Genomic DNA, 25132 nt, shown 5'->3' with positions numbered 1-25132 from the left:
GTCAGGCATTGCTCAGAGCGTTGACGTCGGCACGGACCGTGTGGCTGTCGCGTGCCTCGCCGTCGAGCTTGGCGACGCCGTTGAGCCGCGCGTCGCCCGTGCGGGCGTTCTCGATCGCCCAGTACACGGCCTCCGGCGTCGCGGGGGACGCGAGATCCACGCTGATGCCGGCCGGCCCGAACGCCGCGGCGGCCTGCCGCAGCGCCTCGCGCACCGAGAACGCGAGCATCAGCGGAGGCTCACCCACCGCCTTGGACCCGAACACCGCGCCCTCTTCGGTGGCGTTCTCCAGCAGCATGACGTTGAACTCCTCGGGCATCTCCGAGAAGCTCGGCAGCTTGTACGTGCTCGCCGCCTGCGTCAGCAGCCGGCCGCGGTTCGGACCGTCACTGGTGTCCCAGCGCAGCTCCTCGAGCGTCAGCCAGCCCGCGCCCTGCACGAAACCGCCCTCGACCTGACCGATGTCGATCATCGGGGAGAGGCTGTCGCCGACGTCGTGCACGATGTCCACGCGCCGGATGCGGTAGGCGCCGGTGAAACCGTCGACCTCCACCTCGGTCGCGGCGGCGCCGTGCGCGAAGTACTTGAACGGCGACCCGCGGAACGTCTTCGCGTCCCAGTGCAGCCCCTCGGTCCGGTAGTAACCGGCCGCCGACAGCTGAACGCGCTGGAAGTACGCGGTGCGCACCAGGTCGTCCCAGGCCAGCTCCTTGTCGCTGCCGAGCACGCGCGCGACGCCCTCGACGATGCGCACGTCCGAGGCGTTCGCACCGAGCTGGGAGGCGGCCACCTGCAGCAGCCGCTCGCGCAGCTGCTCACAGGCGTTCTTGATCGCCCCGCCGTTGAGGTCGGCGCCCGAACTGGCGGCGGTGGCCGAGGTGTTGGGCACCTTGTCGGTGCGCGTCGGAGCGAGGCGCACCTTGTGCAGCGGGATGCCCAGCGTGGTCGCGGCCACCTGCAGCATCTTGGTGTGCAGGCCCTGGCCCATCTCCGTGCCGCCGTGGTTGATCAGGACGGAGCCGTCCTTGTAGATCAGCACCAGCGCGCCGCCCTGGTTGAAGGCGGTGAGGTTGAACGAGATGCCGAACTTGATGCCGGTGATCGCGAGCGCCCGCTTGGTGTTCGGGTGCGCGGCGTTGAAGGCGGCGATCTCGCGCTTGCGGTCGGCGATACCGGCCTCGTCCAGCACCTGCTGCCAGACGGTGGAGATCCGCTCGGGCTGCGTGACCGGCTGCCCGTACGGCGTGGTCTGGCCCTGGCCCGGCTGGTAGAAGTTGCGCTCCCGCAGCTCCATGGGGTCCAGGCCGAGCAGCGGCGCGCAGCGGCCCAGGATGTCCTCGATCACCAGCATGCCCTGCGGTCCGCCGAAGCCGCGGAACGCGGTGTTGGAGACCGTGTTGGTCTTGGCGATACGACCGGCGACACGCGCGTTGGGGATCCAGTACGTGTTGTCGATGTGGCACAGCGCCCGGGCCAGCACCGGCTCGGACAGGTCCAGGCTCCAGCCGCCGTCGGCGACCAGGGTGGCGTCCAGGGCCTGGATACGGCCGTCCGCGTCGAAGCCGATCTTCCACGTGGCGTGGAAGCCGTGCCGCTTGCCGGACATGGTCAGGTCCTGCGTCCGGTTGAGACGGAACCGCACCGGCCGGCCGGTCAGCTTGGCGCCGAGCGCGGCGATGGCCGCGAATCCGTGCGGCTGCATCTCCTTGCCGCCGAAGCCGCCGCCCATCCGCAGGCACTGCACGGTGACCTCGTGGGCCGGCACGCCGAGCACATGGGAGACGATCTCCTGGGTCTCCGACGGGTGCTGGGTGCTGCTCTGGATGAAGATCTGGCCGTTCTCGTCGACCTGGGCGAGCGCCGCATGCGTCTCCAGGTAGAAGTGCTCCTGGCCGGCGAACTGGAACTCACCGGTGAACACGTGCGCCGAGTCGGCGAAACCGGCGTCGATGTCGCCGGCCTCCATCACGGGCTGGGCGCCGTGGTAGCTGCCGGCCGCCATCGCGTCCTGCAGGGTGACCAGGGCGGGCAGTTCGTCGAGTTCCACCTCGACGGCCGCGGCACCGAGCCGGGCCGCCTCCAGGGTCTCGCCGAGCACCCAGGCGACGGCGTGGCCGTGGAACATGACCTCGTCGGGGAAGAGCGGCTCGTCGTGCTTCATGCCGGCGTCGTTGACGCCGGGCACGTCGGCCTTGGTCAGTACGCGCACCACACCGGGCACGGCGAGCGCCGGCTCGGTGTCGAGCGCGATGATCTGGCCGTGGGCCTTCATGACCTGGACCGGGTAGGCGTGCAGGACGTCCTTGGTGCGGTGGACCAGGTCGTCGGTGTAGAGCGCGGTGCCGGTGACGTGCAGGTTCGCGCTCTCGTGCGGCATCGGAACACCGACTACGGGCTTTTCGGGACGCTCGGACAGATGGCTCATGACGACACCGCCTCAGGGGTCTGTGCGTACAGCTTCAGCAGGCTCTGGCCGAGCATCGCGGAACGATAGAGGGAGCTGGCGCGGTGATCGTCCATCGGCGTGCCCTCGCCTCGCAGCACCTTCGCCGCGGCCTCGACGGTCTCCGTCACCCACGGCTTGCCCTCGAGGGCGGCCTCGGTGGCGAGGGCGCGGATCGGGGTGGCGGCCACGCCGCCCAGACCGATGCGTGCCTTGCGGACGATGCCGCCCTCGATGTCGAGGGCGAAGGCGACCGCCACGCTGGAGATGTCGTCGAAGCGCCGCTTGGCGATCTTGTGGAAGGCCGTGACGGGCGACAGCGGCAGCGGGATGCGCACCGCGCGGATCAGCTCGCCGGGACGGCGCACGCTCTGCCGGTAGCCGGTGAAGTACTCGGCCAGCGGGACCACCCGCTCACCGTCGGCGTCGGCGAGCACCAGCGACGCCTCCAGCGCGAGCAGCACGGGCGGGCTGTCACCGATGGGGGAGCCGGTACCGAGGTTGCCGCCGAGGGTCGCGCCGTTGCGGATGAGCCGGGACGCGAACTGCGGGAACAGCTCCGCCAGCAGCGGGACGCTGCCGTCGAGGCGCCGCTCGATCTCGGTGAGCGTCTGCGCGGCACCGATCTCGATGTGGTCGGACTCGACGCGCAGCTCCCGCAGTTCGGGAAGGCGGTCGACGGCGACCACACAACTGGCCCGCCGGGAACGGATGTTCACCTCCACGCCCCAGTCGGTGCTTCCGGCGACCACGACCGCGTCGGGCCGCTCGCGCAGCAGCCGCACCGCGTCGGCCAGGGTGGCCGGGCGCACGAACGTGCTGTCGTCCTGGACGTACTCGGTGGCGACAGGCTCCGGCGGCGCCTGCTCGCGACGCTGCGCCAGCGGGTCGTCCTCGGTGGGCGCACCGACGGCGAACGCGGCATCGCGGATCGGGCGGTAACCGGTGCAGCGGCACAGGTTTCCGCTCAGCGCGTGCAGGTCGAAGCCGTTCGGACCGTGCTCGGCGTCGGCGCCCTCGGCCGAGTCGGAGTCGGTGTGCGCGTGCGCGCAGCGGTCGGGCCGGTAGTACTCGGCGGCCATGCTGCAGACGAATCCCGGTGTGCAGTAACCGCACTGGGAGCCGCCGCGGACCGCCATCTCCTCCTGCACCGGGTGCAGCGTGGGCGGCGTACCGGGCTCGCCGGCAGTGGCGAGGCCTTCGGAGGTGACGATCTCCTGACCGTCCAGGGCCGCGACCGGTACCAGGCAGGCGTTGATCGCCACCCAGTCGGTGGGCTTGTTCACGCCGGGACGGGCCACCAGGACCGAACACGCACCGCACTCACCCTCGGCGCAGCCTTCCTTGGTGCCGGTGAGGCCACGGTCACGGAGGAAATCCAGGACCGTCGTGTGGGGGGTGGCCGGGGAAATCGGAGTGGTCTCCCCGTTGACCGTGATCCGCGCCGCTACCATGCCACGTCCTCATTTCGGAGCGCGGTCGTACAGATGATGCTGGTCGCCATTTCAGGGCTTTCTCTTTCGGTGGCGAAGCTGAAGCGTAAGAACCCGCAGCAGAAATCAGCACGCGAAAACGTGCCGCAGGCGGGTGAAGACATCAGAAGGCACCGGGGCCGCTGACGGGCACGCCGGGAAGGAAGGCTGTTCAGCAGCCGTGTGCTACGCGACCCGGGACCCAGACGGTCCGCTGGGCGAGGCGATGCAGGTCGGAGATGATCGACATCCGACTTCGCCTCCTTCCAGCAGTTCTCGAGTCGGTTCGCTCGAAAGTACGGTGCGGCGGGCCGGTCGGTCAAGGGGGGACGTACGGAGCGCGGCACAGTTCATGGGCGCGGCCCGGCGCTGCGGTGCGGGCGGGAACCCGCCGAAATACCTCGCAGGTGCGACGGGCCGCGGCTGAAACCCGCCGCACATGCACGTAGTCGTTTCATCGCCGATACGCGATGTCGTTCATGAATTGCACCGACGCATTCCCGTCGGCCGGATGTGTTGTGCGGCGTGAAACGCCGTCGACCCCCTCCCGGACTCGCGCGGCGGGTCCGGAAGGGGGTCGACGGGTCGACGGTGTGCCGGGGCGGGTCAGATGTCCCGGAAGATCTCGATCTGCGCCCCGATCGAGTTCAGGCGTTCCGCCAGGTCCTCGTACCCCCGGTTGATGACGTACACGTTGCGCAGGACCGACGTGCCCTCCGCCGCCATCATCGCCAGCAGGACGACCACCGCGGGGCGCAGGGCCGGCGGGCACATCATCTCGGCGGCGCGCCAGCGCGTGGGGCCCTCGACCAGGACGCGGTGCGGGTCCAGCAACTGCAGGCGGCCGCCCAGGCGGTTGAGGTCGGTCAGGTAGATGGCCCGGTTGTCGTAGACCCAGTCATGGATGAGGGTCTTGCCCTGCGCGGTGGCCGCGATCGCCGCGAAGAACGGGACGTTGTCGATGTTCAGGCCCGGGAACGGCATCGGGTGGATCTTGTCGATCGGCGCCTCCAGCTTGGAGGGGCGTACGGTCAGGTCCACCAGGCGCGTGCGGCCGTTGTCGGCGAAGTACTCCGCCGTGCGGTCGTGGTCGAGACCCATCTCCTCCAGGACCGCCAGCTCGATCTCCAGGAACTCGATCGGCACGCGACGCACCGTCAGTTCCGACTCCGTCACCACGGCCGCGGCCAGCAGGCTCATCGCCTCGACCGGGTCCTCGGAGGGGGAGTAGTCGACGTCGACGTCGATGTTCGGCACGCCGTGCACGGTGAGCGTCGTGGTGCCGATGCCCTCGACCCGCACGCCCAGCGCCTCGAGGAAGAAGCACAGGTCCTGGACCATGTAGTTGGAGGAGGCGTTGCGGATGACGGTCACGCCGTCGTGGCGGGCGGCCGCGAGCAGCGCGTTCTCGGTCACCGTGTCGCCGCGCTCGGTCAGCACGATCGGTCGGTCCGGGCGCACCGAACGGTCGACCTGGGCGTGGTACTGACCCTCCGTCGCCGCGATGTCCAGACCGAACCGGCGCAGCGCGATCATGTGCGGTTCGATGGTGCGGGTGCCGAGATCGCAACCGCCGGCGTAGGGCAGCTTGAAGTGGTTCATGCGGTGCAGCAGCGGACCGAAGAACATGATGATGGAGCGGGTGCGCACGGCGGCGTCGGCGTCGATGGCCCCCATGTCCAGCTCGGCCGGCGGCGCGATCTCCAGGTCCACGCCGTCGTTGATCCAGCGGGTGCGTACGCCGATGGAGTTGAGCACCTCCAGCAGGCGGTACACCTCCTCGATCCGTGCCACCCGGCGCAGCACCGTGCGGCCCTTGTTGAGCAGGGACGCGCACAGCAGGGCCACACAGGCGTTCTTGCTCGTCTTGACGTCGATGGCCCCCGACAGCCGGCGGCCGCCGACGACCCGCAGGTGCATCGGGCCGGCGTAACCGAGCGAGACGATTTCGCTGTCCAGCGCCTCACCGATGCGAGCGATCATCTCAAGGCTGATGTTCTGGTTGCCGCGCTCGATGCGGTTGACGGCGCTCTGGCTGGTTCCGAGCGCCTCGGCGAGCTGCGTCTGCGTCCAGCCGCGGTGTTGCCTGGCGTCGCGGATGAGCTTGCCGATGCGTACGAGGTAGTCGTCTGCCATGAGGCTGAGGTTATCTCAGATATGAGATGGTGCCCGTCGGGGGGTCCGTTCGAGTGAGTCGTGTGACGGTCCGTCAAGGCCGTCCGGACTCAGAGGTGCCCCGCCATCCGAAAGATACGGGCAAATCCGCCGATGTCCTGATCAAGCCCGCCGTGCGGCATGGAACCCCGGTCTGCGCGTGTCCCTCTCACCCTCCGAAAGGGGGACACAGATGAACATCCACATGCGGCGCCTCGCCGTCGCCGCGGCGCTCGTCTGCTGCTGCACGCTGACCTCGTGCGGCACCGAGCGTGCGGGCGAGCCCGCGGCGGCCGCCCCGCCGACCGCCTCGCCGGCGTCGCCGCGCCCGTCCGCGTCCGACACGTCCTGCGACGTGTCGGTACCGGAGAACACGGACGAGGAGGGCGGCCAGACCCTCCCGGACGCGACCTCCGACGACCAGGGCGGCCAGACCCTCCCGGACACGACCTCCGACGACCAGGGCGGCCAGACCCTCCCCGACACGACCTCCGACGACCAGGGCGGCCAGACCCTCCCGGACACGACCTCCGACGACCAGGGCGGGCAGACTCTCCCCGACACCACCTCCGACGACCAGGGCCCGCCCCCCGTGGACACCGAGGAGGACGCGGACCTGTCGGAGCGCTGGTACTCCATGACCCGGGAATTCGTCGCGTACCTGAGGACCGCCGCCCCGAAGGCGGACGCCGCCCTCGCCGCCCACGTGCACAGTGTCGGCGTCTGTACGACCCAGGGCGGCGCCCGCACCCTGGCCCGGGTCCGGGTCGACTACGACGTGTGGGAGGACGGGCCGCTGAACCGCACCGCCCAGGTGTTCGCCCACTGGCGGCAGTCCCTGTACGGCGACCACGGCCATGTGGAGGTCCTGGCCCCGGCGAAGATGACCGCCGAGCGGGACTGGTAGGGCCCGGGATACCCGGCGCCCGGCGACCGGTAGGGCGCGCGATGCCCGGCGCCCGGCCGGGTCGGGCATGACCAACCAGCGCCCATGTACTACTGTTATCTCGACATCGAGATATCTGCCGAGGCGCACCGTAGCCGCCACCCCGGTAAGGCATGCCTAACTTAGCCTGACCTCACCGGAACGGCCAAGCCGGCGTGGCGGCACGATTGACGGTGGTACGCGCACATCAATGAAGGAGACTGTCGTGTCGGCGAACAGCTTCGACGCCCGCAGCACACTGCAGGTGGGCGACGAGTCGTACGAGATCTTCCGGCTGGACAAGGTCGAGGGCTCCGCGCGCCTTCCCTACAGCCTGAAGGTGCTGCTGGAGAACCTCCTCCGCACCGAGGACGGCGCTAACATCACCGCCGACCACATCCGCGCCCTCGGCGGCTGGGACTCCCAGGCCCAGCCGTCGCAGGAGATCCAGTTCACGCCGGCCCGTGTGATCATGCAGGACTTCACCGGTGTGCCGTGTGTGGTGGACCTCGCGACCATGCGTGAGGCCGTCAAGGAGCTGGGCGGCGACCCCGCGAAGGTCAACCCGCTCTCCCCGGCCGAGCTGGTCATCGACCACTCCGTCATCGCCGACAAGTTCGGCACGCACGAGGCCTTCGCGCAGAACGTCGAGCTGGAGTACGGCCGCAACAAGGAGCGCTACCAGTTCCTGCGCTGGGGCCAGACCGCGTTCGACGACTTCAAGGTCGTCCCGCCCGGCACCGGCATCGTCCACCAGGTGAACATCGAGCACCTGGCCCGTACGGTCATGGTGCGCAACGGCCAGGCCTACCCCGACACCCTCGTCGGCACCGACTCGCACACCACCATGGTGAACGGCCTCGGTGTGCTCGGCTGGGGCGTCGGCGGCATCGAGGCCGAGGCCGCCATGCTCGGCCAGCCGGTCTCCATGCTGATCCCGCGCGTCGTCGGCTTCAAGCTGACCGGTGAACTGCCCGCCGGCACCACCGCCACGGACCTCGTGCTCACGATCACCGAGATGCTGCGCAAGCACGGCGTCGTCGGCAAGTTCGTCGAGTTCTACGGCGAGGGCGTCGCCGCCACCTCCCTCGCGAACCGCGCCACCATCGGCAACATGTCGCCGGAGTTCGGCTCCACCGCCGCGATCTTCCCGATCGACGACGAGACCCTGAAGTACCTGCGCCTGACCGGGCGCGACGAGCAGCAGGTCGCGCTCGTCGAGGCCTACGCCAAGGAGCAGGGCCTCTGGCTGGACCCGAAGGCCGAGCCGGACTTCTCCGAGAAGCTCGAGCTGGACCTGTCCACGGTCGTCCCGTCGATCGCCGGCCCGAAGCGCCCGCAGGACCGCATCGTTCTCGCCGAGGCCGCCCAGCAGTTCGCCAAGGACGTCCTCAACTACGTCGAGGCCCCCGTCGCCCAGACGCCGGGCGCCGCCACCTCCGTGGTGGACGAGGCGAGCGCCGAGTCCTTCCCGGCCTCCGACGCCCCGGCCTACGGCCACGAGGAGAACGGCGCCGGCGCCCCGCAGCACGGCCAGGGCACCGGTTCCGTACCGTCCAACCCCGTCCAGGTGACCGCCCCCGACGGCAGCACCTACGAGCTGGACCACGGTGCGGTGACGGTCGCGGCCATCACCTCCTGCACCAACACCTCCAACCCGTACGTCATGGTCGCCGCCGCCCTGGTGGCGAAGAAGGCGGTCGAGAAGGGCCTGACCCGCAAGCCCTGGGTCAAGACCACCCTCGCCCCGGGCTCGAAGGTCGTCACCGACTACTTCGACAAGGCCGGCCTGACGCCGTACCTCGACAAGGTCGGCTTCAACCTCGTCGGCTACGGCTGCACCACCTGCATCGGCAACTCCGGCCCGCTGCCGGAGGAGGTCTCCAAGGCGGTCAACGACAACGACCTCGCCGTGACCTCGGTCCTCTCCGGCAACCGGAACTTCGAGGGCCGTATCAACCCCGACGTCAAGATGAACTACCTGGCGTCCCCGCCGCTGGTCGTCGCGTACGCCCTCGCTGGCTCCATGAAGGTGGACATCACCCGCGAGGCCCTGGGCACCGACCAGGACGGCAACCCCGTCTACCTGAAGGACATCTGGCCCTCCGAGGCCGAGGTGAACGACGTCGTCGCCAACGCCATCGGCGAGGACATGTTCTCCAAGTCCTACAGCGACGTCTTCGCCGGCGACGCCCAGTGGCAGTCGCTGCCGGTCCCGACGGGCAACACCTTCGAGTGGGACCCGCAGTCCACCTACGTCCGCAAGCCCCCGTACTTCGAGGGCATGACCATGGACCCGGCCCCGGTGGAGGACATCACCGGCGCCCGCGTCCTGGCCAAGCTGGGCGACTCGGTCACCACCGACCACATCTCCCCGGCCGGTGCGATCAAGGCCGACACCCCGGCCGGCAAGTACCTCACGGAGCACGGCGTCGAGCGCCGCGACTTCAACAGCTACGGCTCCCGCCGCGGCAACCACGAGGTCATGATCCGCGGTACGTTCGCCAACATCCGCCTGCGCAACCAGATCGCGCCGGGCACCGAGGGCGGCTACACCCGCGACTTCACCCAGGACGGCGGCCCCGTCTCCTTCATGTACGACGCCTCGCAGAACTACCAGGCCGCCGGCATCCCGCTGGTCGTCCTGGCCGGCAAGGAGTACGGCTCCGGCTCGTCCCGTGACTGGGCGGCCAAGGGCACCGCGCTCCTCGGCGTCAAGGCGGTCATCGCCGAGTCGTACGAGCGCATCCACCGCTCGAACCTCATCGGTATGGGCGTCCTGCCGCTGCAGTTCCCGGAGGGCCAGTCCGCCGAGTCCCTCGGCCTGACCGGCGAGGAGGCCTTCTCCTTCTCCGGCGTCACCGAGCTGAACAACGGCACCACTCCGCGCACGGTCAAGGTCACCACCGACACCGGCGTCGAGTTCGACGCGGTCGTCCGCATCGACACCCCCGGCGAGGCGGACTACTACCGCAACGGCGGCATCATGCAGTACGTGCTGCGCAGCCTGATCCGCAAGTAAGCGGCAGCGGACGGCAGCAGAGGGCCGCATCCCCGGCGACGGGGGTGCGGCCCTCCGCCGTGCGCGCCCCAGGTCATCCGGCCCTCAGCCGGAACACAGGCTTCCCCCAGCGGACCGGCACAGACCTGAGTCCTCACCCCCCCGGTTTCGGGGCCCGCTCGGGAGGCCCGGCCTGAGTCCTCAGTCGTCCCCGGCCCCAGGCCCGCTCGCAGCTGCGCCTGAACCCCGTTCCCCGCCTCTGGGCCACCGCAGCCCCGCCTGAACCCTCACTCCCCGAGCAACGCCGTGAGGTCCGGAACTGCCAGCTCGGCCCAGATCACCTTGCCGTGCGGCGTGTACCGGGTGCCCCAGCGCTCGGCCAGCTGCGAGACCAGGAACAGGCCCCGGCCTCCCTCGTCGGTCGTCGCGGCATACCGCAGATGTGGCGAGGTGCTGCTGCCGTCGGCCACCTCGCAGATCAGCGTGCGGTCATGGATCAGCCGCACATGGATCGCATCGGAGCCGTAGCGGATGGCGTTGGTGATCAGCTCGCTCAGCACGAGTTCCATCCCGAAGCCCAGCTCCGACAGGCCCCACTCCGCGAGCTTGTCGGACACGGCGAGGCGCATCCCGGACACGGCTGCCGGGTCGCGGGGGACGTCCCAGTCGGCGACGTTCTCCGCCGGGAGCGCCCGGGTGCGCGCGATGAGCAGGGCGACATCGTCCTTGGGGTGCTCGGGCAGCAACTCGTCCAGGACCGCCTGGCAGCTCTCCTCCGGCGGCCGGCCGGGGTGCCCCGCCAGCGCCCGGCGCAGCAGCTCCATCCCCTCGTCCAGGTCACGCGTGCGGTCCTCGATGAGGCCGTCGGTGTACAGGACGAGCTGACTGCCCTCGGCCAGCTCCAGCTCGGCCGTCTGGAACGGCAGGCCGCCGAGGCCCAGCGGCGGTCCGGCCGGCACGTCGGGGAAGACGACGGTGCCGTCCGGCGAGACCAGCGCGGGCGTCAGGTGCCCGGCTCGGGCCATGGCGCAGCGGCGCGTCACGGGGTCGTAGATCGCGTACAGGCAGGTGGCGCCCACGATCTCCCCGGCCGTCTCCGGGCAGGCCTCGTTCTGGTCGATGCGGCTGACCAGCTCGTCCAGATGGCTGAGCAGCTCGTTGGGCGGCAGGTCGAGCGTGGAGAAGTTGTGCACCGCGGTGCGCAGCCGGCCCATCGTCGCCGCGGCGTGCAGGCCATGTCCGACCACGTCGCCGACGGCCAGCGCAACCCGGCTGCCCGGCAGCGGGATGACATCGAACCAGTCGCCGCTCACGCCCGACTGGGCGGGCAGGTAGCGGTAGCCGACATCGAGGGCGCTCTGCTCGGGCAGGGCCCGCGGCAGCAGGCTGCGCTGGAGGGTGACCGCCACGACGTGCTCGCGGGTGTACCGGCGGGCGTTGTCGATGCTGACCGCGGCACGGGCCACCAGCTCCTCCGCCAGGGACAGCTCCTCCTCGTCGAAGGGCTCCCCTTTGGAGCGCCAGAAGTTCGCCATGCCGAGCACGACACCGCGGGCCCGGATCGGGGCGGCGACGAGCGAGTGGATGCCGTAGTCGAGGATCTGCCGGGTCCGTTCCGGGTCCTGTGCCTGCCAGCCCTCCGCGTCCGACAGGTCGGTCACCAGCTCGGAGCGGCCGGAACCATAGCCGCGTGCCTGGGGTGTGGACGGCAGGAAGTCGATCAGCCGGCCCTGTTCGTACAGCGGATGGTTGTCCTGGATGCCGCTGACGGCGACGCGGCGCATGTCGGTCGCGGTGGGAGCCGGCTCCTCGCCCTGCAGCACGGCGTCGGCCAGGTCCACGGTGACGAAGTCGGCGAACCGGGGGACGGCGACCTGCGCCAGCTCGTCCGCCGTGCGGACCACATCGAGGGTGGTGCCGATGCCCAGGCCCGCGTCGTACAGCAACTCCAGCCGCTCGCGTGTGACCTCCGCCCGGCCGGACACCGCCCGCAGCTCGGTGGAGTCCCGGAGCGTCACCACGGTGCCCCTGGGGCCTCCGACGCGGTCCATGGGCCGCTGGTTGACCGCCAGCAGGCGCCCTCCGGCGAAGAGCACCTCGTCGCTGGCCTCACGCCCGGACCGGAGCAGCTCCGCCGTCGCCGGGTCGAGGCCCGGCAGGTCCCGCACATAGTGTCCCTCGGCCTGGCCGGGCAGCTCCAGCAGGCGCTTGGCCTCGTCGTTGGCGAGCAGCAGCCGCCCGTCCTCACCGACGATGAGGACGCCCTCCCGCACCGAGTGCAGCACCGTGTCATGGTGCTCGTACATGCGGGTCATCTCGTCCGGAGCCAGGCTGTGGGTCTGCCGCCGCAGCCTCCTGCCGACCAGCGCGGTACCGCCGGTCGACACCACGAGCGCTCCGGCACCGGCGGCCAGGATGATCGGCAGCTGCCGGTCCACCTGGCTGGTCACGTTGCGCACCTTCAGCCCGGCGGAGACGAGGGCAACGACGTGGCCGTGGGCGTCGTCGATGGGGACGGTCGCCTGCACCTCGTGGCCGAGCGGGCCGTGGACGCTTTCCGTGTAGACCTTCCCGGCCAGCGACGGCCCGATGGTGCCCACGAACCGCTTTCCTATCTTGCTCGGGATGGGGTGGGTGTAGCGGATGCCCTTGGTGTCCATGACCACGATGAAGTCGACGCCCGCGGACTTGCGTCCCGCCTCGGTGAGCGGCTGGAGCAGCTTGGACGGGTCGCGGGTGTGCAGTGCCTGCACGACGCCGGGCGAGTGCGCGAAGGTCTGCGCCACGGCTACGGAACGGCGCTTGGCCTCCGTGCTGGTGTCCCGTTCCGACTGCAGGACGAGAGCGATGACGCCGCAGACCACGAGTAGGACCACCAGCGGCACCTGAAGGAGGAAGACCTGCCCGGCGACGCTGCGAGGGCTCCTGCCGACCATGGCACGACTTGGCGTAATCCTGAATCGGGCAAAACGGTCCGACATGCGGCATTTGTAGCACCGGTGGATGCCCATGACTATGCCGGTCCAGGAGATGGACGCATCTTTTGACGCTGCGTATGCCTCAGGAGCCTCAAATCGCCACAGGAGTCACACCACACCTGTAACGCGCGGGGCCGGGGGCCGGGAGTCACACTCGGAGCGGACCCGGTGGAAGGCGCCGAGGGTGCGAACAGAGTGGCTTGTGTGGTCGGCGGTGCTCGACAACGTTGTCTTATGGTCTGTACGTGACTTTATCGCGTCAACCGACAACGGTGTCAACCCACTTGCGGTATCCGGCCGTGCGCCTGCGCGGGCGTACGCGGTCTTCCGTGGTACCGGTGGCGCACGCTACTGTCCCTGCGGCTTGTGCGACCGGTGGTGCGCGACCCGTCCGTAAGGAGGAAGGGCCGCGTCATGCGCTTTCGACCCATGTCCCTGCTGCTGGCCGCTCTGCTCGCGACCGGCGGCGCCGCCCCCGCCCTCGCGGCGACCGCCGCTCCCCCCGACCTCGTCAATGACCCCACGCCCTATGTCGATCCGCTGATCGGCACCAAGAACGGCGGCGACGTCTTCCCGGGCGCCGTCGTGCCGTTCGGCATGCTCTCCTGGAGCCCGGAGAACACCCGCGGCGACGCCACGCGAACCGCCGCACCCGGCGGTTACCAGTACGACACCCCGCGCATCCGCGGCTTCAGCCTCACCCACATGTCCGGCACCGGCTGCGCGGGAGGCGGCGGCGACATCCCCTTCTTCCCTTACGCCGGCGAGGTCACCTCCTCCCCGGCGAGCGACACCAAGGACGCCGTCTACGCCTCGGACTTCACCCACACCGACGAGACCGCCGAACCCGGCCACTACAAGGTGGGCCTCGCCTCTGGTGTCACCGCCGACCTCACGGCCACCACGCGCACCGGCTCGGCGCGCTTCACCTTCCCCACCGACAAGCCCGCCTCCCTGCTGGTGCGCACCGCCAACTCGGAGGTCGGCTCGGAGGACTCTACGGTCACGATCGACCCGGGCGCCCGGACGATCTCCGGCTCCGTCACCTCCGGGAACTTCTGCGGGTACCTCGATCCCGAGGGCCGGCGGGCCTACTACACCCTGTACTTCACCGCCCGCTTCGACCGCGCCTTCCAGGCCACCGGAACCTGGCGGGACGACCGTCTCGACCCGGGCTCCACGGAGGCGTCCGGTGGCACCGGCGGCTTCTCCCAGGGCGGGCGGCCCGTCGCCGGCAGGGGCGCGGGCGGTTACGTGGAGTTCGCGCCCGGTGCCGGTCCGGTGAACGTCAAGGTCGGCATCTCCTACGTCAGCCGGGAGGCCGCCGAGGCGAACCTCGGCGCCGAGAACCCGCCGGGCCGCTCCTTCGACGCCGTCAGGCAGGCGGCGCGCCGGGCCTGGCGCGAGCGGCTCGGTGCCGTCCGGGTCGGCGGTGGCACGGACGCCGAGCGCACCACCTTCTACACCGCGCTGTACCACTCGCTGCTGCATCCGAACGTCATCAGCGATGCCGACGGCCGATACCGCGGAGCCGACGGCCGGCCGCACACCGTCGCACTCGGCCACCGCGCCCAGTACGGCACCTTCTCCGGTTGGGACGTCTACCGCGGCCAGGTGCAGCTGCTGACCCTGCTCGACCCACGGATCGGCTCGGACATCGCCCAGTCCCTGTACGAACTGGCCCGGCAGAACGGCGGCGTCTGGGACCGCTGGCTGCACGGCGCGGCCGGCACCCACGTCATGAACGGCGACCCCTCCGCAGCCGCCCTCGCCGGCATCCACGCCTTCGGTGGCACCCGCTTCGACCTCGACGGCGCGCTGGAGTCCCTGGTCGAGGCGGCCACGGTGCCGACCGAGCAGGACCTGTCCTCCGCCGGAAAACCGGTGCTCTCCGTCGGCCAGCGACCCTCCCTCGACAAGTACCTGAAGCTGCACTACATGCCGTCGGTGTCCAACGCCTGGGGCGGTGCCGCCGAGACCCTGGAGATGTCCACCGCCGACTTCGCGCTCTCCCAGCTCGCCTCGGCCGCGGGGGAGAAGGACACCGCGGCCGCCTTCGCGGGCCGCGCCCAGTGGTGGCAGAACAACTTCAACATCGCGGCACACGGCAGCGGCGGCTACATCGCCGACCGCAAGGCCGACGGCAGCTGGGTCACCGGCTTCACCCCCGCCACCGGCTCCGGTTTCGTGGAGGGCACGGCCGCCCAGTACACCTGGATGGTCCCGCACGACCCGGCCGGGCTGTTCGCCGCGATGGGCGGCCGGGACAAGGCCCTGCAACGCCTCGACGCCTTCTTCCACACCGCCGACGGCGGCTGGGCGTTCACCGGTGCCGGCGGTGAGAAGTCCGAGCTGGACAACGAGCCGTCGATCAACGTGCCCTATCTGTACGCCTATGCGGGCGCGCCCTACAAGACGCAGGAGACCGTGCGGGCCGCGATGCGCCGGCTGTGGTCGACCGAGCCCGGCGGCATCCCCGGCAACGACGACCTCGGCGCGATGTCGTCCTGGTACGTCTTCTCCGCCCTCGGCATGTATCCGCAGGTGCCCTCCCGGGCCGAACTGGTCCTCGCCTCACCGCTGTTCGAGCGCATCGAGATCCACCGCCCCTACGGCAACGACATCTCCGTGCGCGCCCGGGGCGCCGCCGCCGACGCCCCGTACATCCACTCCCTGCGCGTCGATGGGCGCGCCGGCGAACGGCCTTGGCTGCCCGCGTCCTTCGTGCAGCGCGGCGGGCACCTCGACTACACCCTGTCCGCGACCCCGGACCGGAGCTGGGGAAGCGACCCCGCCGACGCGCCGCCGTCGTTCCGGGCGGGCGAGCAGCCGTACCAGATCGGCGTCGGACCGACCACGGCGACGATCCCGCCGGGCGGCAGCATGACGACGACTGTGCGGGCCGTGGCGCTGAACGGCGGCGCCGGGCCCGACGTCCACTTCCGCGTCGACACCCCGGACGGCGTCACCGCCTCCCCGGCCGAGGGCACGGTCACCTCGGGCACCCAGGAGATCACCCTCACCGCGGGCCCGGACACCGCGCAGGGCTTCTACGACGCGCGGATCACCGTGACCTCCGGCGGCACGGCGTACCGGCAGCCGGTGACGCTGACCGTGGCCGCACCCGGCAGCCTGCTCGCCGCCTACGACACCGCCGGCATCTCCGACGACACCGGCGACCACGACGAGGCCGACTACGACGGCGGCGGCTGGAGCTACTCCCGCCAGGCCCTGGCCGCGGCGGGCCTCACCCCGGGCGCCGACGGCACCGTGGCCGGGCTGACCTTCACCTGGCCGAACTCCCCGAACGGCCGTCCCGACAACGCCTCCGCGGCCGGCCAGACCCTGCGGCTGGCCTCCCCGGCCGCCCGCCTGTCCTTCGTCGGCAGCGCCGTCAACGGCAACCAGCAGGCGAAGGCCACCGTCACCTACACCGACGGCACCACCGGCACGGTCGACCTGGCCTTCACCGACTGGACCGTCGGGGGCGGGGGCGGCAGCGTCCAGTACGGCAACGAGGTCGTCGCCCGCACCGCGTACCGCAACGTCGCCGGCGCCGACCGCGATCCGGTGGCGACGTACATCTTCGCCACCCGGCCGTTCACCGCGCCCGACGGCAAGCGGATCGCTTCCGTGACCCTTCCGCACAACGCGGACCTGCACGTGTTCACGCTGGCCGTGGACTGAGGGCGGCCCTGAGTATCCGTACTCAGGCACTCGTGCCCTCCCTTCGGGAAAGCTGGCGGCATGAACACCGCCCGCACGCAGAACCGCCCCGTGCTGCCCCGCGTTGGCGGCGCGGCAGTCACCGGGGCGGTTCTGTCCCTCGGCGCCGAGCAGACCTTCGCCTGGACGACGCGGCACCGCAGCCTGGCCTGCGCCCACACGGACGGCTTCTGCTTCACCTGGTGGGACGTGGCCGTCGTCCCGGTCACTGTCACGGCGGCGCTGATCGTCCTGATCACCGTGTACAAGGCGCTGGACATCGGGCCGCGCCTCGTGGTCGTCCCGCCGACCGTTCTGCTGGCGCCGCTGCCTCTTGTCGCCGCAGAAACGGCCGGCGGTGCGGGGGCCGCCGTCGTCACCGGCGGCCTGTGGTGCGGCTCCTTCGCGTTCGCCGCGTCGAGCCGCTTCCGGGTCCTGGGGCTGTCGGCTGCGGGGGCCCTCCTCCTCGCGGCCCTCGTGGGGCTGTACGGCTGACCCCGTGGCGGCCGGCACCGGACGACGACGTCCGGTGCCGGCCGCACCCGTCAGGGACGGGCGAGCAGTTCGACCTCCGACAGCGTCGCCTCACCGGTCAGCACCAGGCGGTACTTCTCGTACGCGCCCGGGTGTTCCACCGTGAACGCCCGGGTCTGCCGGTCCCAGGGGAAGGACTGGCCGGTGCGTTCGTCGAGGGTGCGCCAGGTGGTGCCGTCGGCGGAGCCCTCGACGCGCCAGCCGGCCGGTGCCTTCGTGTGGTCCTTCGGCGAGGTCAGGGTGTACTGGACGGCCTCGGTGCGGCCGGTGACCGGCAGGTCGGCCGTCGTCACGGCGGCCTCGGTCGCCGACGTGTCGTCGAACAGGGCGCCGTCGCCCTTCAGTACGTCCGTGCGCGGGGTGGGTGCCTTGTCGTCGGTCGTGATCGACGCCGGTGCCGCGTCCTTTCCGGTGCCCCACGCCGACGGCCGCGGGCCCATGCCGAACTCCAGGACCCCGCCGCGGGCGAGCAGGGAGTGGGGGAGCGCGGTGGAGTTCCAGCTGCGGCCGTTGACCTTCAGGCCCTGCACGTAGATGTTGCGCGCGCTGTTCTTCGGTGCCTCCACCACCAGGTCGCGGCCGTTCTCCAGGTGCACGGTCGCCTTGGTGAACAGCGGGGAACCGACGGCGTACTCGCCGCTGCCCATGACCAGCGGGTAGAAGCCGAGCGCCGAGAACAGGTACCAGGCCGACTGCTCGCCGTTGTCCTCGTCGCCGTGGTAGCCCTGGCCGATCTCACTGCCGACGTACAGCCGGGAGAGCACCTCGCGGACCTTCTCCTGCGCCTTCCACGGCTGTCCCGCCGCGTCGTACATGTAGATCACGTGGTGGGCGACCTGGTTGGAGTGGCCGTACATGCCCATGCGGACGTCCCGGGCCTCCGTCATCTCGTGGATGACGCCGCCGTAGGAGCCGACGACCTCGGGCGAGGCGGTCTCCGGGGTGGCGAAGTACCTGTCGAGCTTGTCACCGAGCCCCGAGCGGCCGCCGTAGAGGTTGGCCAGGCCCCGGCTGTCCTGCGGGGCGGTGAAGGCGTAGCCCCAGCCGTTGGTCTCGGTGTAGTCGTAGCCCCACACCCGCGGGTCGTACTTCTCCGACGCGACCCGCCAGTCGCCCTTCGCGTCGCGGCCCTGGAAGAAACCGGCCTTGGTGTCGAAGAGGTTCACGTAGTCGCGGGCCCGGTTCAGGAAGTACTCCGACTCCTCCTGATAGCGCTTCTCGCCGGTCTGCGCGTACAGCTTCCGGCCCATCTTGGCGATGCCGTAGTCGTTGAGGTAGCCCTCCAGCGCCCAGGAGAGGCCCTCGTGCGTGTCGGTGCTGGTGTACCCCAGGAAGGGGGAGGTCGCCATGCCCTTGCGGCCCACGCCCGAGGCGGGCGGGACGACCGTGGCGTTCTTCACGGCGGCGTCGTAGGCCGCCTTCGCGTCGAAGTCGACGCCCTTGACGTAGGCGTCGGCGAACGCCACGTCCGAGGAGGTGCCGGTCATCAGGTCGGCGTAGCCGGGGGAGGACCAGCGCGAGGTCCAGCCGCCGTCCTTGTACTGCTGCACGAACCCGTCGACGAGCTCGCCCGCTTGAGTGGGCGTCAGGAAGGAGTACGCCGGCCAGGTGGTGCGGTAGGTGTCCCAGAAGCCGTTGTTGACGTAGACCTTGCCGTCGACGATTTTCGCACCGGTGTGCGTCGGGGTGTCCTGGGCCGGCATGGGGGAGAAGGGCGAGGCGTATCGGTCCTTGCCGTCGGCCTTCTCGAAGCCGGAGTTCGGGTACAGGTACAGCCGGTACAGGCTGGAGTACAGGGTGGTCAGCTGGTCCGGGGTGGCACCCTCCACCTCGACCCGCCCGAGCAGGTCGTCCCAGGCCTTGCGGGCGTGGTTCCTCACCCCGTCGAAGGACATGCCGTCGGGGATCTCCTGGCGGAGGTTGTCCTTGGCCTGGTCGAGGCTGATCAGCGAGGTCGCCAGGCGCAGCGTGACCGTGCGGTCGTCCCCCGCCTTGAAGCGCAGCCAGCCCTGTACGCCGCTGGACGAGCCGTCCGTCACCGGCCGGTCGAAGACGCCGTACACGAACAGCCGGGTCGCGCCGGTGGACAGCCCGGACTTGACGTCCGAGTACCCGGTGACGATCCCGTGCTCCTTGTCGAGCGTCAGGCCCGCCTGCTCGGTGACGTTGTCGAACAGCACGCTCGCGTCGTCACCGGGGAAGGTGAAGCGCAGCGCGGCCGCGTGGTCGGTGGGGGCCATCTCGGCCTTGAGGCCGTTCTCGAACCGCACGCCGTAGTAGTACGGCCGCGCGGTCTCGTTCTCGTGCCGGAAGGGCAGGGCGCGGCCGGCGCGCGCGGTGTCCGGGGTGCCCGGCGTGAGGGACGGCATCACCTGGAAGGTCTGCCGGTCGCCCATCCACGGGCTTGGCTCATGACTCGCGCTGAACGCCTGGATGGTCGGCAGGTTGTCCGCGTTGTTCATCCGGGCGTAGTCGTACAGCCAGCTCAGCGAGCCGGCGTTGGTGACCGGCGTCCAGAAGTTGAAGCCGTGCGGCATCGCGGTCGCCGGGAAGTCGTTGCCGCGGGAGAAGCCGCCGCTGGAGTTGGTGCCGCGGGTGGTCAGCGCGTAGTCGGACAGGTGGGCCTTGGGCCGCTCGGGCGCGACGGGCCGCAGGGCGATGTCGTCCAGCCAGCCGCGGAAGCGCGCCGGGCCCTTCGGGGAGTCGTACGCCACCAGGATGCGGTCGACGGTCTTGCCGGCCGCGACCGACCCGATCGCGGAGGCCACGTTGTTCCACTGGTTGACGTAGAGCGCCTTCGCCGCGCCCTGCCCCTGCGGGGTGAGCGCGAAGCCGTGCTGGTCCCTTGCGCCGAGGCCGCTCAGATAGGTGCCGTCGGTGAAGGCGAGGTCCACCGAGACGTTCGTCGCGTCGTAGTCACGGTCGCCGTCGGCCATCGAGGGGAAGATCCGATAGGACAGCCGGGTCGCCCGGGTGACGCGCACGTCGACGTCGAAGACCTTGTTGTACGAGTACGCCCGGCCGTCGGCGGTGTGCCGTCCGGCGTAACGCAGGGCGCGCTTTCCGGTGAATCCGGCGCCCGCCTTCGCCGTCGGGGATCCGCTGGGGCCGCGGTCGACGAGCGAGAGCATGTCCTGCGGCACCGGCCCGTCGGCGGCGCCGGTGGAGAACTGCACGTCGGCCAGTTGCAGGATGTCCGAGGCGCCGCTGTTGCGGGTGACCTCCAGCCGGAAGTGCGCGTACTCGGCGGGCTCGGCCAGGTCGTACGTCCTCGTCTGGAAACGTTCGCCGAAGGACTCGCCGGAGCGGGTGTCGAGCGTCTTCCAGTCCTTGCCGTCGGTGGAACCCTTCAGGGTCCAGTCCCTGGGGTCGCGCTCGGCGGCGTCATTGGCCGAGGTGAGCGCGTACGTAGTGATTTTCTGTGGTTTGTCCAGGTCGAACTCGGCCCAGCCCGTCGGCTCGAAGGTGAGCCACTTGGTGCTCGGCTCGCCGTCGACGAGGTTCTCCTTCACCTCGCCCGCGCCCGTGTTCTCGCCGCTCGCCCGCACGTCCGTGACATGGTCGGTGACGTTGCCCGGTATGCCGCTCGCATAACCGCCGTCCACGCCGGACGCGCGTTTGCCGCCGTCGGGCCCGGTGTCGACGGTGTTGAGCCAGTCGGGCGCCGGGTCGCCCGCCTCGAAGGACGATGCGAAGGACCGGTCGGCGGCCGGGGCCTTGCCGGGCAGCGCCACCGCCGCCCCCTGGGCGCCTGCCGCCATGACAAAGGCGGCCGTGAGAACGACCGCCGGACCGTATCTGTGCCGAGTTCTGCGCTGCATCGACGAGCACACCCTCCCTGCGCTGGACAACGTTGTCACCTTCATCGCGCAGGAACCAGTAGGGGGTGAAGTGGTCAGCGGTGTCAAGGGTGTTGGCTGCGCCGTTCGGGGGCTATGTCGGTAATTCTTCCGGCACGGCCTCCACAGGCGGTTCATATTTCCGCGAGGTCTCAACTCGGAAAAGACCCTTGGCCAACCTTGCATTCGATCTTGCTCAGGCGGCCGGAAGTGGACTATACCTGTCGGCGATTCACCCGATCTCCACGAGCTCGCAGCACGACCCCTGTGTCACCCTGCTTCACCCTGCTTGACCCGACCGCGGTGCCGGGAGGATCCGGTTCACCGCCTGAGTCCTGTGAGAAGGCGAGGACTTGAGCATGGGATCCACTTCCGCAGCAAACAACGGCACCGACGGTGTCGGCCGCCGTGATCTGATCAAGCGGTCAGCCGCTCTCGGCCTGGTGTCCGTGCCCGCGATGGGCTTTTTGTCCGCGTGTGCCAGTGGCGGCGGCAGCGACAACAACGAGAAGGCGGCGGCGGGCAAGAAGACCGCCCAGAACCCGCTCGGCGTCAATGACACCGCGCAGATGGAGTTCGTCCTCTTCGACGGCGGTTTCGGCAAGGAGTACGCCGAGGACGCGACGAAGATCTACGCCAAGAACTTCCCCAAGGCGCACGTCAAGTTCTCCGCCACCCAGAAGATCCAGTCCACGCTGCAGCCCCGCTTCAACCAGGGCAACCCGCCGGACCTCATCGACAACTCCGGCGCCGAGCAGATGGACATGGGCGTCCTGGTGGGCAAGAACCAGCTCGCCGACCTCACCCCGCTGCTGGACGCCCCGTCCTACGACGACCCGAAGAAGAAGGTCCGCGACACCCTGCGCCCGGGCATCGTGGAGATGGGCCAGTTCGACGGGCAGCAGGTCTGGATCCTGTACTACGCCTACACCGTGTACGGCGTGTGGTACTCGCAGAAGGCGCTGGACGCGCTCGACGAGAAGTACCCCGAGACCTGGGACCAGATGCTCGCGGTGTGCGAGAAGGCCAAGAAGAAGGGCATGGCCGGCTGGACGTACGCCGGCAAGTACCCGTACTACCTGCCCTTCTCCCTCTACCCGATGATCGGCAAGGTCGGCGGGCGCGAGGTGCTCGACGCCATCGACAACCTCGAGCCGAACGCCTGGAAGCACCCGGCCGTCAAGGCCTGCTTCGAGGCGTACTACGAGCTGTACCGGAAGGGCTACGTCCTCCAGGGCACCCCCGGCCTGGACCACATCCAGTCGCAGACCGCGTGGGCCAAGGGCAAGGCACTGTTCATCCCGAACGGCTCCTGGGTGGAGAACGAGTCGGCCAACGTCATCCCGGCCGACTTCAACCTCGCCGTCTCGGCGCCGACCGGCCTGGACGCCTCCGACAAGATGCCCTTCGGCACCATCTGGGCCTCCGGCGGCGAGCCGTTCATCGTGCCGGCCAAGGCCAAGAACGGCACCGGCGGCATGGAGCAGCTGCGCATCATGCTCAGCGAGGCGTCCTCGAAGAACTTCACCGCCAAGGTGAAGTCGCTGACCGCGTACAACGGCGGCACCGACGGCATCACCCTCACCCCCGGTCTGAAGTCGGGTGTGGCGGCGCTGGACAAGGCCGGACAGAACGTGGTGAACCCGCGGCTGCAGGACTGGTATGTGCAGCTGCAGAAGGAGAAGATCGGTGTGGCCGGCCTCGGTGAGATGATGGCCGGCCGTCTCACCCCGGCGGAGGCCATCAAGAAGATCCAGGGCTTCGCCGACGAGGCCGCCAAGGACAGCTCGATCAAGCACTACAAGCACCAGTGACGAACCGTCACCAGAGCCCGCCCGGCACCCTGACCAGCCCGGGCGGGCCCTGGCGGCCGGACCCGCCCAGAGATCGGGGTCGGTAGTAATGCAGCACGGTAAATACCGGTTCATCGTGGGGTTCCTGGCGGTACCCCTGGGGCTGTACGCCCTGTTCGTGGTCTGGCCCTTCATCCAGTCCATCTACTACTCGTTCACGGACTGGACGGGTCTGAGCCCCGAATTCAAGATGGTCGGCTTCGACAACTACAAGAGGATGCTCGACGACGACATCTTCTGGAAGTCGTTGCAGCACAGCCTGGTGTTCGCCCTGGTGCTGCCGCTGGTGACACTCAGTCTGGCGCTGTTCTTCTCCTTCATGATCAATGTGGGCGGGCGGCGGAGAAAGGGCGGGCCGGTCATTTCCGGCGTGCGGGGGTCGTCGTTCTACAAAATCGTGTACTTCTTCCCGCAGGTGCTCTCCATCGCGATCGTCGCCCTGCTGTTCGCCTTCGCGTACAACCCGGAGAGCGGTGCCATCAACTCGGTCCTGCGCGGAATCGGGCTGGACAGCCTGCAGCCGCTGTGGCTGGGTGATCCGAGCCTGGCGCTGTGGTGTGTGATGGCCGTTCTGGTCTGGTCGACGGTCGGTTTCTTCGTGGTGCTGTTCTCGGCGGGCATGGCGTCGATCCCGGCGGACCTGTACGAGGCCGCGCTGCTGGACGGGGCGAACCGCTTCACCACGTTCTTCCGGATCACGCTGCCGCTGCTGTGGGACACCGTGCAGTCCGGCTGGGTGTACATGGGCATCCTGGCGCTCGGCGCCGAGTCGTTCGCGGTCGTGCAGATCATGACGACCGGACCGGGCGGCCCCGACTACTCGACCACCGTCATGGTCCTGTACGTGTACCAGAAGGCGTTCCGTGACGGGCAGGCCGCCTACGCCACCACGATCGGCGTCGCCCTGCTCGTCGTCACGCTGGCCTTCGCGGCCGTCGTCATGCGGCTGGGCCGGCGCGAGCGGCTGGAGTTCTGATGAAGACGACCGAGACCCCCGCCCCGATCCCGGCCGAGCCGGGCCTGCCGATCGCCAAGGTGGACGTACCGGCGAAGAAGCCGCGTGCGGTGAAGAAGGAGGGCAGTGTCCTCAACGTCTTCTCGCACGGCATGCTGATCCTCTGGGCGATCATGGTGGTCATGCCGCTGCTGTGGGCGGTGATGACGTCCTTCAAGGACGACAGCTCCATCTTCGGCTCGCCCTGGTCGCTGCCGGACACGCTGCACTTCGACAACTGGGCGCGGGCCTGGACCGACGCCCATATGAGCGAGTACTTCCTCAACACCGTCCTGGTGGTCGGGGGCTCGCTCGTCGGCACGCTGGTGCTGGGCTCGATGGCGGCGTACGTACTGGCCCGGTTCGACTTCCCGGGCAACCGCTTCATCTACTACCTCTTCGTCGGCGGCATGAGCTTCCCGATCATGCTGGCGCTGGTCCCGCTGTTCTACGTCGTGAACAACATGGGACTGCTGAACACCATCCACGGGCTGATCCTGGTGTACATCGCGTACTCGCTGCCCTTCACGGTGTTCTTCCTGACCGCGTTCTTCCGCTCGCTGCCGTCGTCGGTGGCGGAGGCGGCGTTCGTGGACGGCGCCTCGCACAGCCGGACGTTCTTCCAGGTCATGCTCCCGATGGCAAAGCCGGGCCTGATCAGCGTGGGCATCTTCAACTTCCTGGGCCAGTGGAACCAGTACATGCTTCCGACGGTCCTCAACACCGATCCCGACAAGCGGGTCCTCACCCAGGGTCTGGTCCAGCTGGCAGTCAGCCAGGGCTACAAGGGGGACTGGTCGGGCCTCTTCGCGGGCCTGGTGATGGCGATGCTCCCGGTCCTGGCGGCGTACATCATCTTCCAGCGCCAGGTGGTCCAGGGCCTGACGGCGGGGGCGCTGAAGTAGCCCCGGCGGCCGGCCCGGCCGCACCGAAGGACGCGTACGCCGCTCCCGAGGGGGCGGCGTACCCGTGTGCGGGGGTGCTCCGGCCCCGTTCCGGGGTACTCCGGGCCTGGATACGGCAGGCCCCCGAGTAAGCCCTCGCCCCCGGTCCGTCCGTAGCCCTGTGCGACCGTGTGGACGCATCCCGTACCGCCGTCGGGGACTGACGGTGAGAGTTCGTGCACACAGTGGAAAGTGTTCAACCTCTTGACGGGAGTCACCCCGAACAGCTCAGCTTAGAGTTCACTAGTTGGACATAGAGCGGGGCCTCATCGAAGCGGTCCCGTGCGCAG

The 25132-nt window shown here is 69.7% G+C and carries 13 protein-coding genes; 8 read left to right on the top strand and 5 right to left on the bottom strand.

Annotated features, from left to right (window positions below; genetic code table 11):
• Position 1: 1 nt before the first annotated feature.
• Together xdhB and ACF1GV_RS31970 are read right to left on the bottom strand one after the other, a co-directional pair.
• Positions 2-2425 (bottom strand): xanthine dehydrogenase molybdopterin binding subunit, encoded by a 2424-nt coding sequence (xdhB, locus tag ACF1GV_RS31975; protein ID WP_391687663.1) that lies wholly within the window; start codon positions 2423-2425, stop codon positions 2-4.
• Entirely contained in the window at positions 2422-3897 is a 1476-nt protein-coding gene (locus tag ACF1GV_RS31970; RefSeq protein ID WP_391687661.1) for a xanthine dehydrogenase small subunit, read from the bottom strand. The genes xdhB and ACF1GV_RS31970 overlap by 4 nt, the downstream gene beginning before the upstream one ends.
• A gap of 33 nt (positions 3898-3930) precedes the next feature.
• Between ACF1GV_RS31970 and ACF1GV_RS31965 the strand changes: the two genes are divergently transcribed.
• A complete protein-coding gene (locus tag ACF1GV_RS31965; RefSeq protein WP_391687658.1) occupies positions 3931-4062 on the top strand; it encodes a hypothetical protein in 132 nt (43 codons plus the stop codon).
• A gap of 459 nt (positions 4063-4521) precedes the next feature.
• Here ACF1GV_RS31965 and ACF1GV_RS31960 read toward each other — a convergent pair whose 3' ends face one another.
• A complete protein-coding gene (locus ACF1GV_RS31960; protein ID WP_391687655.1) occupies positions 4522-6051 on the bottom strand; it encodes a helix-turn-helix domain-containing protein in 1530 nt (509 codons plus the stop codon).
• A gap of 211 nt (positions 6052-6262) precedes the next feature.
• On the opposite strand from ACF1GV_RS31960, the gene ACF1GV_RS31955 reads away from it, so the two are divergent.
• Together ACF1GV_RS31955 and ACF1GV_RS31950 are read left to right on the top strand one after the other, a co-directional pair.
• Complete coding sequence (locus tag ACF1GV_RS31955; protein ID WP_391687652.1) at positions 6263-6976, top strand: hypothetical protein; 714 nt, start codon at positions 6263-6265, stop codon at positions 6974-6976.
• Positions 6977-7220: 244 nt separating this feature from the next.
• Complete coding sequence (locus ACF1GV_RS31950) at positions 7221-10016, top strand: aconitate hydratase (RefSeq protein WP_391687649.1); 2796 nt, start codon at positions 7221-7223, stop codon at positions 10014-10016.
• Positions 10017-10282: 266 nt separating this feature from the next.
• On the opposite strand, the gene ACF1GV_RS31945 is transcribed toward ACF1GV_RS31950, so the two are convergent.
• Positions 10283-12931, bottom strand: coding sequence for a SpoIIE family protein phosphatase (locus tag ACF1GV_RS31945; protein ID WP_391687646.1), 2649 nt, complete (start codon positions 12929-12931; stop codon positions 10283-10285).
• A gap of 456 nt (positions 12932-13387) precedes the next feature.
• Here ACF1GV_RS31945 and ACF1GV_RS31940 point away from each other — a divergent pair, with 456 nt between their 5' ends.
• Together ACF1GV_RS31940 and ACF1GV_RS31935 are read left to right on the top strand one after the other, a co-directional pair.
• Positions 13388-16660, top strand: coding sequence for a GH92 family glycosyl hydrolase (locus ACF1GV_RS31940; RefSeq protein ID WP_391687643.1), 3273 nt, complete (start codon positions 13388-13390; stop codon positions 16658-16660).
• A 60-nt stretch (positions 16661-16720) separates the two neighbouring features.
• A complete protein-coding gene (locus ACF1GV_RS31935; protein ID WP_391687641.1) occupies positions 16721-17173 on the top strand; it encodes a hypothetical protein in 453 nt (150 codons plus the stop codon).
• Positions 17174-17223: 50 nt separating this feature from the next.
• On the opposite strand, the gene ACF1GV_RS31930 is transcribed toward ACF1GV_RS31935, so the two are convergent.
• On the bottom strand, positions 17224-21033 hold the full coding sequence (locus tag ACF1GV_RS31930; protein ID WP_391687638.1) for a GH92 family glycosyl hydrolase: 3810 nt from the start codon (positions 21031-21033) through the stop codon (positions 17224-17226).
• A gap of 377 nt (positions 21034-21410) precedes the next feature.
• On the opposite strand from ACF1GV_RS31930, the gene ngcE reads away from it, so the two are divergent.
• The 3 genes from ngcE to ACF1GV_RS31915 all read left to right on the top strand — a co-directional run bounded on the left by ngcE (position 21411) and on the right by ACF1GV_RS31915 (position 24803).
• Positions 21411-22865 (top strand): N-acetylglucosamine/diacetylchitobiose ABC transporter substrate-binding protein, encoded by a 1455-nt coding sequence (gene ngcE, locus ACF1GV_RS31925; RefSeq protein ID WP_391687635.1) that lies wholly within the window; start codon positions 21411-21413, stop codon positions 22863-22865.
• 88 nt (positions 22866-22953) lie between these two features.
• On the top strand, positions 22954-23880 hold the full coding sequence (locus ACF1GV_RS31920; RefSeq protein ID WP_391687632.1) for a carbohydrate ABC transporter permease: 927 nt from the start codon (positions 22954-22956) through the stop codon (positions 23878-23880).
• The gene (locus tag ACF1GV_RS31915; RefSeq protein ID WP_391687629.1) at positions 23880-24803 is read left to right on the top strand and encodes a carbohydrate ABC transporter permease; all 924 of its coding nucleotides are present in this window, start codon (positions 23880-23882) and stop codon (positions 24801-24803) included. The genes ACF1GV_RS31920 and ACF1GV_RS31915 overlap by 1 nt, the downstream gene beginning before the upstream one ends.
• Positions 24804-25132: the final 329 nt, after the last annotated feature.

This window comes from Streptomyces sp. NPDC014006 (assembly GCF_043088925.1).
Taxonomy (GTDB): Bacteria; Actinomycetota; Actinomycetes; order Streptomycetales; family Streptomycetaceae; genus Streptomyces.
This window is presented reverse-complemented; position numbering and strand designations above follow the sequence as displayed.

What these genes read in the sequence shown, in the direction of transcription:
- ACF1GV_RS31960 (WP_391687655.1), bottom strand. Translation starts at nt 6,051, where the DNA reads ATGGCAGACGACTACCTCGTACGCATCGGCAAGCTCATCCGCGACGCC.
- ACF1GV_RS31915 (WP_391687629.1), top strand. Translation starts at nt 23,880, where the DNA reads ATGAAGACGACCGAGACCCCCGCCCCGATCCCGGCCGAGCCGGGCCTG.
- ACF1GV_RS31970 (WP_391687661.1), bottom strand. Translation starts at nt 3,897, where the DNA reads ATGGTAGCGGCGCGGATCACGGTCAACGGGGAGACCACTCCGATTTCC.
- ACF1GV_RS31945 (WP_391687646.1), bottom strand. Translation starts at nt 12,931, where the DNA reads ATGGTCGGCAGGAGCCCTCGCAGCGTCGCCGGGCAGGTCTTCCTCCTT.
- ACF1GV_RS31930 (WP_391687638.1), bottom strand. Translation starts at nt 21,033, where the DNA reads ATGCAGCGCAGAACTCGGCACAGATACGGTCCGGCGGTCGTTCTCACG.
- ACF1GV_RS31920 (WP_391687632.1), top strand. Translation starts at nt 22,954, where the DNA reads ATGCAGCACGGTAAATACCGGTTCATCGTGGGGTTCCTGGCGGTACCC.
- ACF1GV_RS31940 (WP_391687643.1), top strand. Translation starts at nt 13,388, where the DNA reads ATGCGCTTTCGACCCATGTCCCTGCTGCTGGCCGCTCTGCTCGCGACC.
- ngcE (WP_391687635.1), top strand. Translation starts at nt 21,411, where the DNA reads ATGGGATCCACTTCCGCAGCAAACAACGGCACCGACGGTGTCGGCCGC.
- ACF1GV_RS31955 (WP_391687652.1), top strand. Translation starts at nt 6,263, where the DNA reads ATGAACATCCACATGCGGCGCCTCGCCGTCGCCGCGGCGCTCGTCTGC.
- xdhB (WP_391687663.1), bottom strand. Translation starts at nt 2,425, where the DNA reads ATGAGCCATCTGTCCGAGCGTCCCGAAAAGCCCGTAGTCGGTGTTCCG.
- ACF1GV_RS31935 (WP_391687641.1), top strand. Translation starts at nt 16,721, where the DNA reads ATGAACACCGCCCGCACGCAGAACCGCCCCGTGCTGCCCCGCGTTGGC.
- ACF1GV_RS31965 (WP_391687658.1), top strand. Translation starts at nt 3,931, where the DNA reads ATGATGCTGGTCGCCATTTCAGGGCTTTCTCTTTCGGTGGCGAAGCTG.